Genomic DNA, 16,140 nt, shown 5'->3' with positions numbered 1-16,140 from the left:
ATAAGCGGGCTAGATGGCATTATGAGAAAAATAGTGCTCTAAGCAAGAGTTCGCATCTGTGTTGTTTTAATTTTAGGCTAGTTAGTGTGGTTAGATACAATTTCTTTGAGCAGACTAGATCAAATACGCAGTCTTGAGTGAATTATTGGGTACCATTATAAAATGGCTTTGCCCTGTACTCTCATTCCGGTATGCGTTGACATCGCTTCACTGATTCATTTAGCATTTTGACAACTTAAACGGGAGCATACAGTCAATGGAAGTGACGAATAAGCAAAAGTTAGTTAGGACTTTAATTAATCAAAAGCATAACATTATCGTCAGAGATAAGTGGGGGGCTAACTCCCCTAGGACTAAAAATTTAGTTGTTGACTGGGATCACGACAGTATAGTCATTCATCACTCGGGGAACTCTGGAGAAAAAGATCCTACTGAGATCGAAAAAATACACATGACAGAGCATGGTTGGGATGATGTAGGTTACCACTACCTTATACACCCCGACGGTAAGATATATGAGGGTAGAAAAATCTATTATAAAGGCTCTCATGTTTCAAGAAAGAACACCGGTAAAGTCGGGATTCTCTTGTTGGGGGACTATAACGAGCAATGGTGGGATTTCGATGATACCTTGCAAGAGTCGCATATTGCCGCCGCCAATTCTCTTATAAAAACGTTAAAAGTTAATTTCCCCACGTTAAAGTACCTAGGCGGGCATAAAGAGTTCTTACCTAATGGGGGTTATACATGCCCAGGGAATTTAATTATGGACGTTCTTGAAAAAATGAGAAATAAACATGCCCTCTCTAAACCTTAAAGCAACGATAGTAAGCAGCTTGATTGCCATCGCTGTATTTGTATTCAAACTTTTTTCTGTAGTATTAAAGTTTCCTGATGACCCCACGAGCATACTTGCTTTAAGAGAAAGCCCATCATTGAATAATGAAACGCTACTTCACGATTATTTAGATGTGTCTAACTACGTCATCGTTATTTCTGATGAAAATGGCTTTATTGGTAAGAGTTTATATGGGTTTACCGTCGATTACCTAGCTTATGCGCTAGTATTGTTTAGTGCATTTTTATGGTTGCTGTACGTCGGTAAGAAGAAAAGGAAAAATTGAAGTCTAAAAAAGGCGCGAAAGCGCCTTTGATGCATCTTTTGGAGATATTAGCTCATTTCCATCACGATACGGCCGGTGATCTCCCCTTTCTCCATATCTGCAAAGATCTCGTTGATGTCTTCTAGTTTCTTCGTTTCTATAGTCGCTTTGACTTTGCCTTCAGCGGCAAATTGTAGACATTCTTTTAAGTCCTTGCGTGTGCCTACAATGGAGCCGATGATGCGGACACCGTTGAGTACGGTATCAAAAATGGGGATTGGCATTTCTTCGGGCGGTAAACCCACCAGTACGCAAGCGCCACCGCGACGGATTGATTTGTAGGCTTCGGAAAAGGCGGGTTTTGATACGGCTGTGCAAACAACGCCGTGTACGCCGCCGTTGGTTAGTTCAGCTATCTTTTGGGAAGGGCTTTCTTTCATAAAGTCGATGCTGTATTTCGCCCCAAGTTCTTTTGCCAAAGCCATTTTAGAATCGCCAGTGTCTACGGCAATCACATTCATCCCCATAGCTACGGCGTATTGGATGGCTAAGTGCCCTAAGCCGCCCACACCGACAATAGCCATCCATTGACCCGGTTTTACGTCAGACACTTTGAGCGCTTTGTAGGTGGTGACGCCGGCGCAGAACAAAGGTGCCGCTTCGACATAACTGAGCCCGTCCGGAATTTTGACGGTGTAGTTACCATCAGCTAAGCAGTATTCAGCATAACCGCCATCTACTGAATAACCTGCGTTTTGCTGGTCTAAACAGAGGGTTTCTTTGCCTTCTAAGCAATAATCACACTGGCCACAGGCACTGTATAGCCAAGGTACACCAACTCGATCCCCTACTTTTAAATGGGAAATTTCACTACCTACTTCTACAACTTCTCCTACACCTTCATGTCCTGGAATAAGTGGCATTTTAGGTTTGACTGGCCAATCACCATGGCAAGCGTGAAGGTCAGTATGGCACACACCGCACGCATGGATTTTGACGAGTACATCATGCGCTTTAACTGTCGGAAGAGGCATCTCTTTGATTTCTAAAGGCCCTTTAAACTCATTAACAACGGCTGCTTTCATGGGTACTCTCCTTTACTTCGTGTAAATAGAAATCGTTAAAGAATATTAGAACCGATATTAGGACGCCGTGTTTAGATCTAGATCATCATTCAAGCGCGTTTAGCGTTTGTTTAAAGTAATTAGATTTTTTGCCGCATGCTTGGTGTAAGCTCTGGTTTGTCTTTATGTGTCTGTTAAAAGTGTCAGTAATTTTTACATTTAATGTTTCTTATTGGAGACTTTTTTATAAAAACTAAAGTAAAACAATGGATTGGAATATGTGGCGTAATGTTTGCTTTTAGAGACAGTAGTTATTTTAAGGAATTAGTCATGAAACTATTAGCTTACGCTGCAGTTGGTTTTTCGATGATAGCGGGGGCGGCTCAATCGGCCATCATCACAGCCGATTTAACCCCCATTGTAAACACGGCACAAACGTACTCGCAGACAATTACTTTGCCGACTAATGTCACCTTCGCTGATGTGACACTCGGGCTTATGCTCAAGGGCGACTACGATTTGAGCAGTGAGTACTTTAACTTTTATATTGATGGTACTCAGCTGTTGTCTTGGAACGCCTCTTCACCGGGTATATTTTCCACCACTATCTACCCGCACTATGATTATCTGCTAATGGGTAGCCTGTCGATTAGCGATGTGCAGTGGACCAGCTTTGCTAGTGATCAAACACTTAATCTATCGTGGTCTAATGGGCCGAATGTTAACGCCTATGCTAAAGGAGGCTTAGATTTCGTCTCGTATACGTTAACAGGAACACCCAGTGTGCTTGCACCAAATACAGCGACTCAGCAAGAGGTGCCTGAACCACTTTCACTCGCATTACTAGGCTTAGGTTTGGCGGCTATCGGTTACAGCCGTCGTAAGAAAGCGAACGCTTAGTGAATACGCCTGCGCTGAGGAGTGCAGGCGTATTATTGTAACGTTGTTAAAATCATATCAGTCAGTTCAGGCATGGTGTTGGCAGTAAGGCACTGGGCCGGTGTTGTGAATAAATCATCGTATCCAACATAGCGAATAAACGGTATGTGTCGTTCGTGTGCGGCTTGTTCGTCATAGTCGGCATCACCCACAAATACACGGTTCACATGTTGGCCAGTGATGGCCGCTATTTTATCGAAGTTCTCTGGTTTTCGTTCATCCCCGCCATACACGGCGACAAAGCAATCCAATAGTTGATTATTCTCTAGTGTCTCTTTAATTTCATTAACCGGCGCTGCGCTGTTGATGAATATTGCTATACCTTCTTTTTGTAATGTATAAAGCATTGAGCGAGTAGCGTCGTCTATTGTAAGAGATCGCATCCGGTCGTCTAGCGTAATCTGAAAGCGAGCTAAGAAATCATCCATACTTCCTGTTATAGATTCCAATTGAAATGTATCAAGCATCATTTGAATTTTAACGGCCCGAGGAATACCACCGGTAGACAGATGAATGTGTTTGGCTTGTGCTTGCTGTTCTTTAGTTAGTGGTATTCCAAAACAGTGGATAAAGGCATCCAGTTTGATCATCAAGCTGTCGACGATGACACCATCGAAGTCGAATATAGCGATCTTTTTCATACCGAATACCTTTAATGAGAATCTGATTAGGTACCGTACCTCCTTAGCGGTGATTAATGAAGGCTAAAGAGCAGCATTCATCGATAGTGTGAGTGGCGTGGTATTTCTTCCAATCAGCTGACTTAATTGATGGCTACTATCAAATAGAGCTCCCTTGGCAGCGCCTGCATCTGAGTCTGCCAATATATTTGCGAAGCCTTCAGGCAAGCCCGCGCCAACCAATACTTTGGCAAATTCTGCTTCGGGTAAGTTTTGGTATTGGATCGTGTTGCCCGTGGTCTCGCTTAGGTAATGTGCTAATTCGGCAAGCGTATAAGCGGTATCGCCTGCCAGTTCATAAACGTTGCCTGCTTGATCTTGCGGCGATGCCATGACGGCGGCAGCGGCGGCGGCATAGTCTGCACGAGGTGCTGAGGCTATTTTTCCATTGCCTGCAGCACCAATGAATGCGCCATGCTCAAGAGCGGAAGGTATGCTGGCCAAGTAGTTTTCGGTGTACCAGCCATTGCGTAATAGAACAAAAGGCACGCCAGATTCGGCTAACTTTTGTTCGGTTATGACATGCTCCTGAGCTAATGCCAGCGGGGAGGTATCTGCATGCAAAAGGCTGGTGTATGCGATGAGGGTGACGCCTGAAGCGTTGGCTGCATCAATAACCGCGGAATGCTGAGACGCTCGTTTTCCGATCTCACTGGATGAAATGAGTAAGAGCTTTTTGGCTCCGTTAAAGGCTGTGGCTAACGTTGCTGGTTGATCATAGTCTGCTTGGCGGACAACGACACCGAGATCCGCAAGGTCTTCGGCTTTTTCAGGGCTACGTACGGCGGCGATAATGCTATTTGCAGGTTGTGTTTTAAGCAGTTCATGAATGACCAAACGGCCTAGCTGGCCTGTCGCTCCGGTTACAGCAATCATAGTGTGCTCCTTTTGAATCGAAAATGATTGAATAAGTAATCAAGAAGTCGCTTGATGTAATCTATGCTAAACTCCTAGCTAACTTTTAGTAAGTACGTACAAAAAGGTAAGTATGAAAAAAGATATGATCAGTCATCATGACAACCCTAAGACGCCGCCCGACGTTGCTTATGTGCAGGGTGAAATAGGTATACCTTTGTCGGTGAGAATGGAGCGCGGTGATTTATTTGCAGAGCAATGCCCTTCCAGACAGGTATTGAAGCATGTAACGAGTCGTTGGGGAGTTTTAGTCTTGGTCGCATTAGCCGGAGGGACTTACCGCTTTAGTGATCTGCGTCGTAAGGTAGCTGGGGTTAGCGAGAAAATGCTAGCACAGACCTTGCAAGGGCTTGAGTGCGACGGTTTTGTGAAGCGCGTTTCGTATCCTGTTGTTCCGCCGCATGTCGAGTATAGCCTAACGTCGCTAGGGCTTGAGGTGAGTGGCAAGGTTGAAGCGTTGGCGGATTGGATCGAACTGAACCTCTTCGAGATTTTAGAAGCGCAGGCTAAGCATTCGCAGAACAGCCCGTGATTGGTTATGCCGGTCTATCGGATGCTGCAAAAAGTTGACCTCTGGGTTATTATTTACCGTTAAACGTATAAAGATTTCGCTGACTGTCCTGACAGATTGTTATGGACGATAGAGCCATATTGAGGAAAGTAAGATGTCAGAACCCACTGCGCAAGCGACACCACAACTACCCTACCATCGCGACTTTCCTGTGGGATGGGATGAGCTGCACCGTAATTGTCGCGCTTTATCATGGCGGTTATTGGAAAAGGGCCCGTGGAAAGGCATTATTGCGATCACACGAGGCGGTTTGGTTCCTGCGGCGATTTTGGCTCGTGAATTAGATATTCGACTGATCGATACCGTGTGCGTAACCAGCTACGGTATTGCCGAGGAGGGTGCCGAGGCAATGAAACAAGGTGAGCTGAATATTCTTAAAGGGGTTGAGGGTGACGGTGAAGGCTTCTTGCTTGTAGATGACCTAGTCGACACGGGTAAAACAGCACGTGTGGTTCGTGAGATGTTACCTAAAGCGCACTTTGCAACTATTTACGCCAAGCCTGCTGGCTGCCCTCTAGTGGATACCTTTATTACTGAAGTAAGCCAAGATACATGGATCCGTTTCCCGTGGGATATGGAACCAGCGTTTGCAACACCGCTGGCAGCCAGAAACACATAAGGCGCTAGACGGGTACCGTTTATTTCGTTTAGCATCCAAGATGCACCGAAAAAGAGCAGAATAAATAAGGTGTTAAGGCGCTAAAGTGATCTGCGCGAGCCCCTAGGGCTGGCAAGTCCGCATGAAATCTAAAAAACTGTCCTTGTGGTCAGCTTTTTGCATCTCATAGGCTCAACAGCCAACAGGCTCCCTTAACGAATCATTACATGGGAATGAGGATTGGATTCATGAAAAAAACCGCGTTTAAAAAAGCCCTAACAGGCCTAGCTGCAGGTATTGGTCTTGCAGCTGCGTTAACAGCGCAAGCGGCAGAGCCATTTAAAGTCGGCTTTGTCTATGTTGGCCCTATAGGTGATCACGGCTGGAGTTATCAGCACGACCAAGGGCGCAAAGCGGTAGAGGCGTATTACGGTGATAAAGTGGAAACCACTTATGTTGAGAACGTGCCGGAAGGAGCTGATGCTGAGCGGGTCATTCGTAACTTGGCCAAATCAGGTAATGACCTGATTTTCACGACCTCGTTTGGTTTTATGAATCCAACGCTAAAGGTTGCTAAACAGTTCCCTAAAGTGACTTTTGAGCACGCAACGGGTTATAAGCAGGCCAAAAATATGGGTACCTATGTATCCAATACCTACGAAGGCCGTTATGTCGCAGGCTTTGTGGCTGCAAAAATGACCAAATCTAACAAGATTGGTTATATCGCCTCTTTCCCAATTCCTGAGGTAATCCGTGATATCAATGCCGTTCAATTGGCATTGAATAAATACAACCCTGAAGCCGAGTTGAAAATAGTATGGGTCAATACGTGGTTTGATCCGGGTAAAGAAGCTGATGCAGCAAATGCGATGATGGATCAGGGTGTGGATGTAATTTTGCAACACACCGACTCACCAGCTGCCATGCAAGCGGCTGATCGTCGTGGTGCTTATGCTGTAGGCCAGGCGTCTGATATGTCGAGCTTTGGCCCTAAAGCACACTTGATGTCTGTGGTTGATAACTGGGACCCTTACTACATTAAACGTGTTCAAGAAGTAATGGATGGCACGTGGAAATCAACCGACCATTGGGGCGGCATGGCTGAAGACGAGATTGTTATCCCTGGCTTTAGCGAAAACGTACCGGATGACGTGGCATTAGAAGCACAAGCGCTGATTGATGGCATTAAAGCAGGCACACTACATCCGTTTGCCGGACCGATCAAAAACCAAGCCGGCGAACTGATTGTCGCCGAGGGTGATGTTCTGCCGCACGGCGAAATCGCTGGCATGAGCTGGTATGTTGAGGGTGTAGAAGGCGACATTCCTAAATAAATCGCTCAACCACCTAGGGGCTGTGGTGCGGCCCCTTAGTAACAAATAACACACTGGGTTCGGCCGCCAATATGCCGAACTCCCTCTTTTAACGAACTAAAGGAGGTGTGTTATGACACCTGAAACATCAACTGCTGATATTCCTCTCATTGACATTGCGCCGCTCTACAGCGAAGACCCAAGCGATTGGGTGGATGTTGCGCGACACATTGACCATGCTTGCCAACGTACAGGCTTTTTTTATGTCAAAGGCCACACGATTGACACGTCTACAATGAACGATGTTGTTGGCATGGCAAAGCAGCTGTTTGCTCAACCAATGGGCGAAAAGCTTAAAATAGACATTACTCAGTCTGCGCATCATCGAGGTTACGGTGCCATTGCAACCGAACAACTAGACCCCTCGTTGCCTGGTGACTGTAAAGAAACTTTTGATATGGGGCGGCACTTATTAGCCGATGACCCCGATGTACTGGCTGAAAAACCACTGCATGGTCCTAACCGTTACCCCGAAATAGATGGTTTCCAAGCCACCATGGAAACCCATTATTGGCGTATGCTCGAGCTGGGAAAAACGATTCTTAAGGGGATTGCCGTAGCGTTAGGTATAGCGCCTGATTATTTTGACAGCCGCTTTACGCACCCTATTAGTGTGCTGCGTTTTATTCATTATCCCCCTGCTTCTGCTTTGTCGCAGGACAATCAAATTGGTGCTGGAGCGCATACAGATTACGGTTGTATTACGATTCTGTACCAAGATGAAGTGGGAGGTTTGCAGGTCCAGAACCGTCAAGGAGACTGGATTGACGCAACGCCCGTACCTGATACCTTTGTGATTAACATTGGCGACATGATGGCGCGTTGGAGTAATGACCGATACACCTCAACGCCTCACCGAGTGGTTAATCAGGCGCAGAAGGATCGTTATGCCTCTCCCTTTTTTGTGGAACCTAATTTTGATACTAATATCTATTGTTTAGATGGCTGCAGCGATCAAACCTCCCCTCCTAAGTATGAGTCAATCTCAGCTGGTGAGTACTTACTATCGCGTTTCAGGGATACCTACGCGTACCGTCAAAAGCGCTAAAAGGAGAGTTCTATGAGCATGAAGGATTTTATTGATCAGTTACCTAAAGCTGAACTGCACCTACATCTAGAGGGGAGCCTTGAGCCTGAACTGATGTTGCAGTTAGCCACTCGCAATGGCATTACTCTGCCGTATGCGGATGTAAACGAAATTCGTCGTGCTTATCAGTTCAATAATTTACAAGACTTTTTAGATATCTATTATCAGGGCGCAGGTGTACTGCAAACAGAACAAGACTTCTTTGATTTAACGTGGGCGTATTTACAGCGTTGTAAGGCGCAGGGAGTTGTTCATACCGAGCCTTTTTATGACCCTCAAACGCATACCGAACGAGGGATTCCTTTTGAGGTTGCCATTCACGGTATTAGTGCGGCGCTTAAACAAGGGGAAGTTGAGCTGGGCATCAGTAGCTACTTAATTTTGTCGTTTCTTCGCCACTTAAGCGAGGAAGCCGCATTGGATACGTTAGCACAAGCCCTTCCCTACCGAGACTTGTTTGTTGCTGTGGGGCTGGATAGCTCGGAAGTGGGCAATCCACCTGAGAAATTTGCCCGCGTTTTTGCCAAAGCAAAGGCCGAAGGGTTTAAGTGCGTAGCGCATGCCGGTGAAGAAGGTCCTGCGGCCTACGTGTGGGGAGCTTTGGATGCCTTAGGTGTTGACCGGATAGATCACGGGGTGCGATCAATTGAGGATCCCACGTTAATGCAGCGCCTTATTGATGAGGAAATAACGTTAACGGTATGCCCGCTTTCTAATACTAAGCTGCGTGTTTTTGATGATATGCGTGACCACACCATTCTCCAGATGCTAGATCGCGGTGTGAAAGTGACGGTAAATTCAGACGACCCTGCTTATTTTGGTGGCTATGTAGGCGAAAACTATTTAGCCCTACATGCTGCATTAGGTATGACTAAAGTGCAGGCGCGGCAATTAGCGGTGAATAGTATAGAAGGGAGCTTTCTGCCCTTACTTGAGCAGCAGCGCATCATTAGCCAAATTCTGAATACTTAGTTATTCCGTACGCTTCCCACGGCAGCACAATGCCATGGGAGACGCACGAATTGGTTACCTTTGCTTCTTTTACAGAGTAGTTAGCCGAGTAGCGGCAATATAAAACAAGGTATCGCCAGGGACTACCGAGAGAGTTAGTGGCGGGTTGAGTTTGATGGATTGGCTGCCTTCTTGCCGAACCCCAATCAGCGTAGCATCGTGATCACGCTTCAATTGATCAAACAGTGGCTCAAACTCAATTTTATTACCTTGATATTTACTGCTGAACTGAGTCATACCATCGCTGCTATCGAGCAACTGTTTGTGCAGTTGGCTAGAACCTGGGTCGATGGTGGATTTAGCAAGTAGCTCGACGGATACCGACGGAATAATTTCGATACCTGGGCAATGAGACAGTAATAAATCGCCAATGGATTCGTCTTGGAAATAAGCCGTTTTGTGGCTGTTTGGGCTAACTTTTTGGCAGTAAAGCGCAGTGGTTAGCGTTACGTCATCTAACGGAGTATCAATAATAATCCGATCCGCCGTTTCTAAGCAGGCTTTTGACATCGTTTCTTGATGCGAAAAGGACTCTACCTTCACAAAACCGATTTTATTAGGTAGCGGATTTTCAATATCTTTGGCAACACAAAGGACGATATCGCGGTTTTGCGCGTTATGTTTATCCAGTAACAGCTCTATGAGACGCAGTGTGCGTTGTTCGTTCCAGCCGATGATGACGGTGTGGTTTTGTGTGTTCAAATGACGAAGCCCTCTTCTTCCTCTAAATGCTCGCTCCGATAAGGCGAAGCTCACGCGAGCAATCAAAAATGCAAATATGCTTAACCCTACTGGAATCACCCATAAGCTAACGGCTACCTTCCCCCAAAGGGTACTTGGAGAAAGGTCACCATAACCTACCGTTGAGGCAGTAACAGCTAACCAATAACCAAAGTTTTCCCACGCTGTGATGTCGTGCTCGCCAGCCAGGACGAGCAGTAGGTAGCTAACCAATACATAAAGCAAGGTTACAGCGAGCGTAGATACCGCATCTGCCTTAAAAAAAACGGAAAACACAACGTGTTTAATTTTCTCTATGAACACCTAAAATGTTACTCCTTCGTTACCCCAAAATAATATGAGGCAGATACCGGCTCATATCCTGTGTAATGGGCCCTGTATCTTCTCTTACCGAGATACCAGCCGCTTTATCGTTGACCAGCCAACTTCCTATTAAGGTGTAATTATTACCAAACTTGGGCAGCATATGGGCTTCTTGGAAGATAAAACCCTCTTCCCCATAAGGACCGTCAGAAGAAACTAAGGACTGCTGACCTTTACGAATTGTTATGTTAGCGCCTTCGCGAGAATAGATAGGTTTTTTGACCCACGTTTTGTTAGTGTCCATTAAGGCTATCTCATCTTCAAAGAACGCTGGCAGCAAGTTGGGGTGCTCTGGAAAGAGTTGCCACAACATAGGCATGAGAGCTTTATTCGATAAAATACTTTTCCATGGCGGTTCAATAAAACTAACGGGATGCTCGCCGAGCAAATCGCCGTATTCTTCATCAAACATAAATTCCCATGGGTAGAGTTTAAATATCCAAGTAATGACTTGGTTTTGGCTATCCGTGAATCGCCCTTGTGCATCTCTGCCAATATCTTCTACGTATACAAAGGCTGTCTTAATGCCGACTTCTGCTGCACAGTCTTCTAGGTATTGAACCGTTCCTCGGTCTTCATCGGTGCCTTTGCAGCAGGCAAAATGAAGAATCTCGTTAGGGTTTTCTCGCTGTGACAGCAAATGATGGAATTGTGAGATGAGTTTGTCTTGCAGGCTGTTAAATTGATCACTTTCGCGGCTTACTCTTCCGGCATTGGCCATTTGCTCTAACCACAACCATTGCCAGAAACCGGTTTCGTAGAGGCTAGTAGGCGTATCGGCATTGTTTTCGTAGAGTTTTGCAGGGCTTGAGCCGTTATAGGCGAAATCCAACCGTGAATAAAGGCTGGGATCCTTTTTGAGCCATGATTGGCGCACAAAATCCCAATGGGCTTCGGGAATACGGAAGCGGCGCATCCATTGATCATCAGCGACTACTTGCCCTACTGCATGCAGGCACATTTGGTGGATTTCTTCGGTAGGGGCTTCTATATCATCTTCAATTTGTTGAAGGCTGAATTGATAATAAGCGCTTTCATCCCAATATCGTTCGCCATGCATGGTATGAAACAGGAAGCCGTATTCATTAGCGACTTCCTGCCAGTTTTTGCGCTCTTGAACCGGAATGCGCAGCACCGGCTACCCTCCCCAACTGCCGCCAGATCGGCTAGATCCCCAGCTGGCTTTGGCTGATGCTTTTGAACCGAAACCACCACGTGAGATTGTTCGAGTCACGGTTGGCATCGCTTTTGTTGAGGTATTGGAAGGCGCTTTGTAGCGGCCATTACCCATGGACTTTAACGGCGTTCCATCGGATAAAACACGAGCTGAGCCGCTGCGGCCTTGATAGGTATACACCGGATGGTAGTAGCGTTGATTACTAAAACTGTTCAGTGCCGAGCTGATCAAGTAGCCCGTCATAAAGGGCATAAAAAAGCCGGAGCTATTCTGTCGGCAGCTTGCGTGGCCAAATTCAGCTTCGCAATCATATTGAGAGCTGTACTTAGGCGCGGTTTGCTCCGCCTCTTTTAGGGCCTGCTGATAGGCCAGAGTGCACTGCTCTTGATCAAAAGAGGTATTAGCGACACAGTCATTAACACTATTAACGACGACAACATCTTCACCACTATTGGATGAGCAACCGACTAAAGCAGCAGTAACGGCTAAAGATAAGGGCTTAATGCCTTGCCGCTTACCTTTTTTTAGACGGGGTAGATCAACAAATTTAGATCGTTTCATCGTGGCGCCCTCAGTAAGTCATGCATGCCGCATTGAGAAGACCAACAGAAATGCTGACCGCGGCCAAGATGACACCAGCACTAATTTCACCGTCTTCGATACGAGTCACGATTTTGGGCATGAAGACAAAGCGTACAATAGCGAATGCAATGCTCTGTGCGACTAGAGCGACAACGGCCCAAATAGCAAAGTCTACAAGAGAAACAGAATTGGTAATGGACCCACTCAACGCAATAGCGAATCCAATGATACCGCCGCCAAAGCCAATGGCCGCTGAGGTGTTTTGCTGCTGTTTAATTAAGGCCCACTCGTCATGAGGAGTGATCAGGGTATAAATCACTTTGAAGACAATGAGAGCAACTAATGATGCGGCAAAATAGATAGCAAAGTGGCCAATCCCGTTGAGTGTTTGTTCTAACATTGAGGTTCCTTGAGTCAATGACTAACCGTAAATGGTTATTTGTGCAGGTGAGAGGGTAATGCCGGTACTGATCACTAAACAACGCGTTAAAGTCCCGGGCGTTTCTTCAACTTCTTCGGCAGATAAAAACAGTGATTCTGTTTGACCATCCGAGATAGGACGCTCAAAGAGCATCGTAAACTGATCTGTTTGGCTAGTTTCACCTTTCTCATCATAGGTTGTTTCTAGCATATGTACCGGTGCATGGTAATCCGTTAATGATGTCCAAACACGTTGATAGGTTTGTTGTTCGAGAGTGTAGGTAGCTTGCCCTATGTCTTTATCGAGCAACGTACTCCAACGGTTTTTGTCGGCAATGTCTAAGGTGTCGTAAAAATGGAAAAGCTTGACGTCAACCACATCGACATCGTTGAGGCTAGTAGCAACTACCTGTAGAAAAGCTTCGTCGTCGGTATAGAATCTAAAAATGTAGGTGCCATCTAGCTCGACTAATCCGACAGCTTGAATAATCTGGGTGGTGGCTATGTTATTGCTGACGAGATCATCAGTAACTAATCTCAGCATTAGGCTGTCTAACTCAAAGCTGCAGCCAAGGCGAAGACCTAAAATGGAGGGGATGTCAGGTGCCGTTGGAGCTTGTGTTGACATGCCTTTGAAAAATTTTTTAAACACAATAATCCCTTTCAATTGATGTGCTTAGCTAATACTACATCCGTGTCCGCACATGTTACCTTAAAAGAGGAAGGCCTGCACAGTGGACGTGCAGGCCCAAGCATTATGTATTAGATGCTTTTTTAGCCAGTAGTTCGGCTAGCTTGTCTTTGCCCGAAGCTTGACCGCCGGGCACAATGCCCGAAGCTTTTAAGCGAGCGTCTAAGCTGCTGCCGCTCTCTTCTGCCGCCATTTCTTCTGCCGCTTCTAGCTCCGCTGCCTTTTCTTGCTGCTTTTGCTTGATGCGGTCTAGGCTATCCAACGCGGTTTTAACCTTGCTGTTAGCACCCATGTGGCGCGATGACACAGCGACTTGCGCTTTTTGAACAGAAGCTGTTGCTTTGATCTGATCAATTTGCTGCTCCATGCGGCGCACGTTGGTTTTGGCCTTTTGAATGTTTTCCTTTAGGGCTTTTTCAGACTGCGAGAAGCCATTTAGGATCTCTTGCTCCGTTGCCAAGGCGACTTCTAAGTCGGCCACTTTTTCGGCACATTCTAAAGCTAAGGCCTCGTCGCCTTTTTCTGATGCGGTAATTGCATGGTTAGTGTAAGTGACAACTTCTTCATTAAGAGACGCTACTTTTTTCTCTGTCAGCTTACGCTTAGCCATAATTTTGGCCAAATTCTGGTCGCAGGCAACCAGTTCGTTTTTAGCTTCTCTTAGTTCCTGATCTAAGATACGGATGGATTGACTATCCGCCGCGGCTTCAGTCGCTTCGTTCACGCCACCTTTGAGTGCGGTCCATAATTTTTTAAGACTCATGCGTGTGTCTCCTGTATGAGGTAATCAGAGTAGAGTTCTATAAATTCCGCCACGTTTAAGAAGAGTGTTTCGATCTCTTCTAAAACAACGGTGTCTTTGCTATCGATAGATAGTGAGCCAAAGGCAACGTAGTAATCTTCATCACCAATGTGCTTGATGCCAATCGTCGTGAGCGGCAACAGCTGATGCGTTTTTAAGACGAGTAGATTGAGCGCATCTGGCTGATTGACTTTGCTTAATGGGAATAGTGGTGTTTCTACAACTAGTTGTTGCTCACCTGCGTATACAAACGCATCTACTCCTTCGTCATTAGAAACGCTTAGGCAATCACCTTCTGATTCAACTACCCAGTTTTCTTGCGTTTCAATTAATGTTTTTACACTATCAAATGTCCAAGCCATTATCTTACTCCTTGGCGTGATTTATAAGTCACAATTTAAATTAATATATCATAAAGTCAACATTTATCGCACAATAGTGAATATTGCTGTCGTTTATTTTCGGCAAATAACTGGCAGACCATCTGAAGAGGAGCCTCTACGTGAATCCAGAGCAAAGTATTCAAAACAAGTCCAGTCTAGCCATTTATCGTAATGCGCTTTCCCGTTACATCCGTTCCACGATGGTACTCAAAGAGCTAAAGTATGACGATCTAGTATCCGATTTAGATGCTAAAGGAGTGTACCTTACCGCAGAAAACCTCCGAAGTAAGGTGAGTAAGGGGATGTTTTCGGCCGATTTACTGTTGCTCTTATTTGAGACCATGCAAGTTAGTGATAGTGCTTGTGATGAGATATTAAAGATCGTTAAAGCCTCTACTGAGATTGAAAAAGGGGAAAAAGCCAAGTAGTGGTGGTTTAACTAGCCTGCTATATCGTCTAAGGTCGAGTATGAGAGACCGTCGGGGGTGTGCAGAGTTGTGTTATACTGTGCCCGATTTTTACGAGTAACTCCCTGTTTTTTAACACCGAGGCCGTACTTTGAGCGATAACAAACAACCCTTTTATGAACTCAAGCCAGATACAGTAATTGATGCGGTTGAGTCTATCGGGTATTTAAGTGATGGACGCATCATGGCACTCAATAGCTATGAAAACCGCGTTTACCAAGTAGGAATCGATGAATCCGAACCACTTATCGCCAAATTTTACCGCCCTCAGCGTTGGACTGATGAGCAAATAGGCGAAGAACATCGTTTTATGGCGCAGTTGGTCGAGCAAGATTTATCGGTGGTGGCACCGATTAAGAGTGATACAGGGCAAACGCTATTCTCATATGATGACTACCGCTTCTCTTTATTTGTGCGCAAAGGCGGCCGAGCACCTGAATTAGAGGATCCTGAGCACTTGTTCCAGTTGGGTAATACGCTTGGACGTATTCACCTAGCAGGGCAAGCAGAGCCTTTTAAGCATCGCCCTACTCTTGATATTCAAAGTTATGGCATTGATAGCACCGACTTTATTAGCCGCGAACTGATTCCTGCGTCGCTCAAAGCCGCTTATGACAGCCTAACGTCTGACTTGCTACGAGAGATAGATGCCGCTTTTAAGCGTGCTGGTGATGTTGTTTATCAGCGCGTGCATGGTGATTGCCATGGCGGCAATATATTGTGGCGTGATGATATGCCGCATTTTGTTGATTTTGATGATGCGCGTATGGCACCCGCCATTCAAGATTTGTGGATGTTGCTAACAGGTGACCGCCACCAACAAGAGCTGCAGTTAGGCGAAGTGATCGATGGCTATAATGAGTTTGCGTCGTTCAACCCACGTGAATTGCATTTAGTGGAAGCGCTGAGAACGCTGCGTATGATGAATTATGCCGCTTGGATTGGGCGCCGCTGGGAAGACCCCGCTTTTCCTATGAGCTTTCCTTGGTTTAACACAGAGCGCTATTGGGGTGAGCATTTGCTGGAACTCAAAGAGCAGTTTGCAAAGCTTCAAGAACCTGTCTTAAAGTTGCTGTAGCGGTGTTATTAACTCGATACCCCAGCGTAGTTCACCGCTATTTCACATGGGTTGCGTTAACGTAAAGGCTTATACCCTTTTAGGATAGCTGAGAC

20 protein-coding genes are annotated in these 16,140 nt (G+C 45.8%); 10 read left to right on the top strand and 10 right to left on the bottom strand.

Going from position 1 to position 16,140, the window contains the following annotated elements:
- The first annotated feature begins 256 nt into the window (after positions 1-256).
- Entirely contained in the window at positions 257-817 is a 561-nt protein-coding gene (locus tag OW491_RS09935; RefSeq protein WP_290035819.1) for an N-acetylmuramoyl-L-alanine amidase, read from the top strand.
- Positions 798-1,124 (top strand): hypothetical protein, encoded by a 327-nt coding sequence (locus OW491_RS09930; RefSeq protein WP_290035818.1) that lies wholly within the window; start codon positions 798-800, stop codon positions 1,122-1,124. Before OW491_RS09935 ends, OW491_RS09930 begins: the two co-directional genes overlap by 20 nt.
- A 47-nt stretch (positions 1,125-1,171) precedes the next feature.
- Here the strand turns inward: OW491_RS09930 and adhP are convergent, their stop codons facing one another.
- Complete coding sequence (adhP, locus tag OW491_RS09925; protein ID WP_075179603.1) at positions 1,172-2,188, bottom strand: alcohol dehydrogenase AdhP; 1,017 nt, start codon at positions 2,186-2,188, stop codon at positions 1,172-1,174.
- Between the two features lie 309 nt (positions 2,189-2,497).
- On the opposite strand from adhP, the gene OW491_RS09920 reads away from it, so the two are divergent.
- Complete coding sequence (locus OW491_RS09920) at positions 2,498-3,067, top strand: PEP-CTERM sorting domain-containing protein (protein ID WP_075173971.1); 570 nt, start codon at positions 2,498-2,500, stop codon at positions 3,065-3,067.
- 32 nt (positions 3,068-3,099) lie between these two features.
- Here the strand turns inward: OW491_RS09920 and OW491_RS09915 are convergent, their stop codons facing one another.
- The gene (locus tag OW491_RS09915; RefSeq protein ID WP_290035817.1) at positions 3,100-3,747 is read right to left on the bottom strand and encodes an HAD hydrolase-like protein; all 648 of its coding nucleotides are present in this window, start codon (positions 3,745-3,747) and stop codon (positions 3,100-3,102) included.
- Positions 3,748-3,810: 63 nt separating this feature from the next.
- The gene (locus OW491_RS09910) at positions 3,811-4,662 is read right to left on the bottom strand and encodes an SDR family oxidoreductase (protein ID WP_290035815.1); all 852 of its coding nucleotides are present in this window, start codon (positions 4,660-4,662) and stop codon (positions 3,811-3,813) included.
- Between the two features lie 208 nt (positions 4,663-4,870).
- Here OW491_RS09910 and OW491_RS09905 point away from each other — a divergent pair, with 208 nt between their 5' ends.
- The 5 genes from OW491_RS09905 to OW491_RS09885 all read left to right on the top strand — a co-directional run bounded on the left by OW491_RS09905 (position 4,871) and on the right by OW491_RS09885 (position 9,302).
- Positions 4,871-5,233, top strand: a complete 363-nt coding sequence (locus OW491_RS09905) for a helix-turn-helix domain-containing protein (RefSeq protein ID WP_354669561.1) — start codon at positions 4,871-4,873, stop codon at positions 5,231-5,233.
- Between the two features lie 133 nt (positions 5,234-5,366).
- Complete coding sequence (gene gpt / locus OW491_RS09900) at positions 5,367-5,891, top strand: xanthine phosphoribosyltransferase (protein ID WP_075173967.1); 525 nt, start codon at positions 5,367-5,369, stop codon at positions 5,889-5,891.
- A gap of 227 nt (positions 5,892-6,118) precedes the next feature.
- The gene (locus tag OW491_RS09895) at positions 6,119-7,204 is read left to right on the top strand and encodes a BMP family ABC transporter substrate-binding protein (protein ID WP_290035811.1); all 1,086 of its coding nucleotides are present in this window, start codon (positions 6,119-6,121) and stop codon (positions 7,202-7,204) included.
- Positions 7,205-7,316: 112 nt separating this feature from the next.
- Entirely contained in the window at positions 7,317-8,291 is a 975-nt protein-coding gene (locus OW491_RS09890; RefSeq protein WP_215151515.1) for a 2-oxoglutarate and iron-dependent oxygenase domain-containing protein, read from the top strand.
- 18 nt (positions 8,292-8,309) lie between these two features.
- The gene (locus OW491_RS09885; RefSeq protein WP_075174112.1) at positions 8,310-9,302 is read left to right on the top strand and encodes an adenosine deaminase; all 993 of its coding nucleotides are present in this window, start codon (positions 8,310-8,312) and stop codon (positions 9,300-9,302) included.
- Positions 9,303-9,371: 69 nt separating this feature from the next.
- Here the strand turns inward: OW491_RS09885 and OW491_RS09880 are convergent, their stop codons facing one another.
- From OW491_RS09880 to OW491_RS09850, 7 genes are all read right to left on the bottom strand, one after another.
- Positions 9,372-10,385, bottom strand: a complete 1,014-nt coding sequence (locus OW491_RS09880) for a potassium channel family protein (protein ID WP_075173964.1) — start codon at positions 10,383-10,385, stop codon at positions 9,372-9,374.
- A gap of 19 nt (positions 10,386-10,404) precedes the next feature.
- The gene (locus OW491_RS09875) at positions 10,405-11,580 is read right to left on the bottom strand and encodes a glutathionylspermidine synthase family protein (RefSeq protein ID WP_178969645.1); all 1,176 of its coding nucleotides are present in this window, start codon (positions 11,578-11,580) and stop codon (positions 10,405-10,407) included.
- Between the two features lie 3 nt (positions 11,581-11,583).
- A complete protein-coding gene (locus OW491_RS09870) occupies positions 11,584-12,183 on the bottom strand; it encodes a DUF1190 domain-containing protein (protein WP_178969646.1) in 600 nt (199 codons plus the stop codon).
- Positions 12,184-12,193: 10 nt separating this feature from the next.
- On the bottom strand, positions 12,194-12,604 hold the full coding sequence (locus tag OW491_RS09865; RefSeq protein WP_075173961.1) for a DUF350 domain-containing protein: 411 nt from the start codon (positions 12,602-12,604) through the stop codon (positions 12,194-12,196).
- A gap of 21 nt (positions 12,605-12,625) precedes the next feature.
- Positions 12,626-13,276, bottom strand: a complete 651-nt coding sequence (locus tag OW491_RS09860; protein ID WP_290035809.1) for a YjfK family protein — start codon at positions 13,274-13,276, stop codon at positions 12,626-12,628.
- Positions 13,277-13,379: 103 nt separating this feature from the next.
- The gene (locus OW491_RS09855) at positions 13,380-14,078 is read right to left on the bottom strand and encodes a PspA/IM30 family protein (RefSeq protein WP_075173959.1); all 699 of its coding nucleotides are present in this window, start codon (positions 14,076-14,078) and stop codon (positions 13,380-13,382) included.
- Entirely contained in the window at positions 14,075-14,479 is a 405-nt protein-coding gene (locus OW491_RS09850) for a DUF2170 family protein (protein ID WP_075173958.1), read from the bottom strand. Before OW491_RS09850 ends, OW491_RS09855 begins: the two co-directional genes overlap by 4 nt.
- Before the next feature lie 140 nt (positions 14,480-14,619).
- Here OW491_RS09850 and OW491_RS09845 point away from each other — a divergent pair, with 140 nt between their 5' ends.
- On the top strand, positions 14,620-14,928 hold the full coding sequence (locus OW491_RS09845) for a DUF6471 domain-containing protein (RefSeq protein ID WP_290035807.1): 309 nt from the start codon (positions 14,620-14,622) through the stop codon (positions 14,926-14,928).
- Positions 14,929-15,058: 130 nt separating this feature from the next.
- Positions 15,059-16,045, top strand: a complete 987-nt coding sequence (locus OW491_RS09840; protein WP_075173956.1) for a serine/threonine protein kinase — start codon at positions 15,059-15,061, stop codon at positions 16,043-16,045.
- Positions 16,046-16,140 lie beyond the last annotated feature (95 nt).

This window comes from Neptunomonas sp. CHC150 (assembly GCF_030397555.1).
GTDB classification, from domain to species: domain Bacteria; phylum Pseudomonadota; class Gammaproteobacteria; order Pseudomonadales; family Balneatricaceae; genus Neptunomonas; species Neptunomonas phycophila.
The sequence above is the reverse complement of the archived record's forward strand: the minus strand, read 5'-3'. Positions and strand labels throughout refer to the sequence as shown.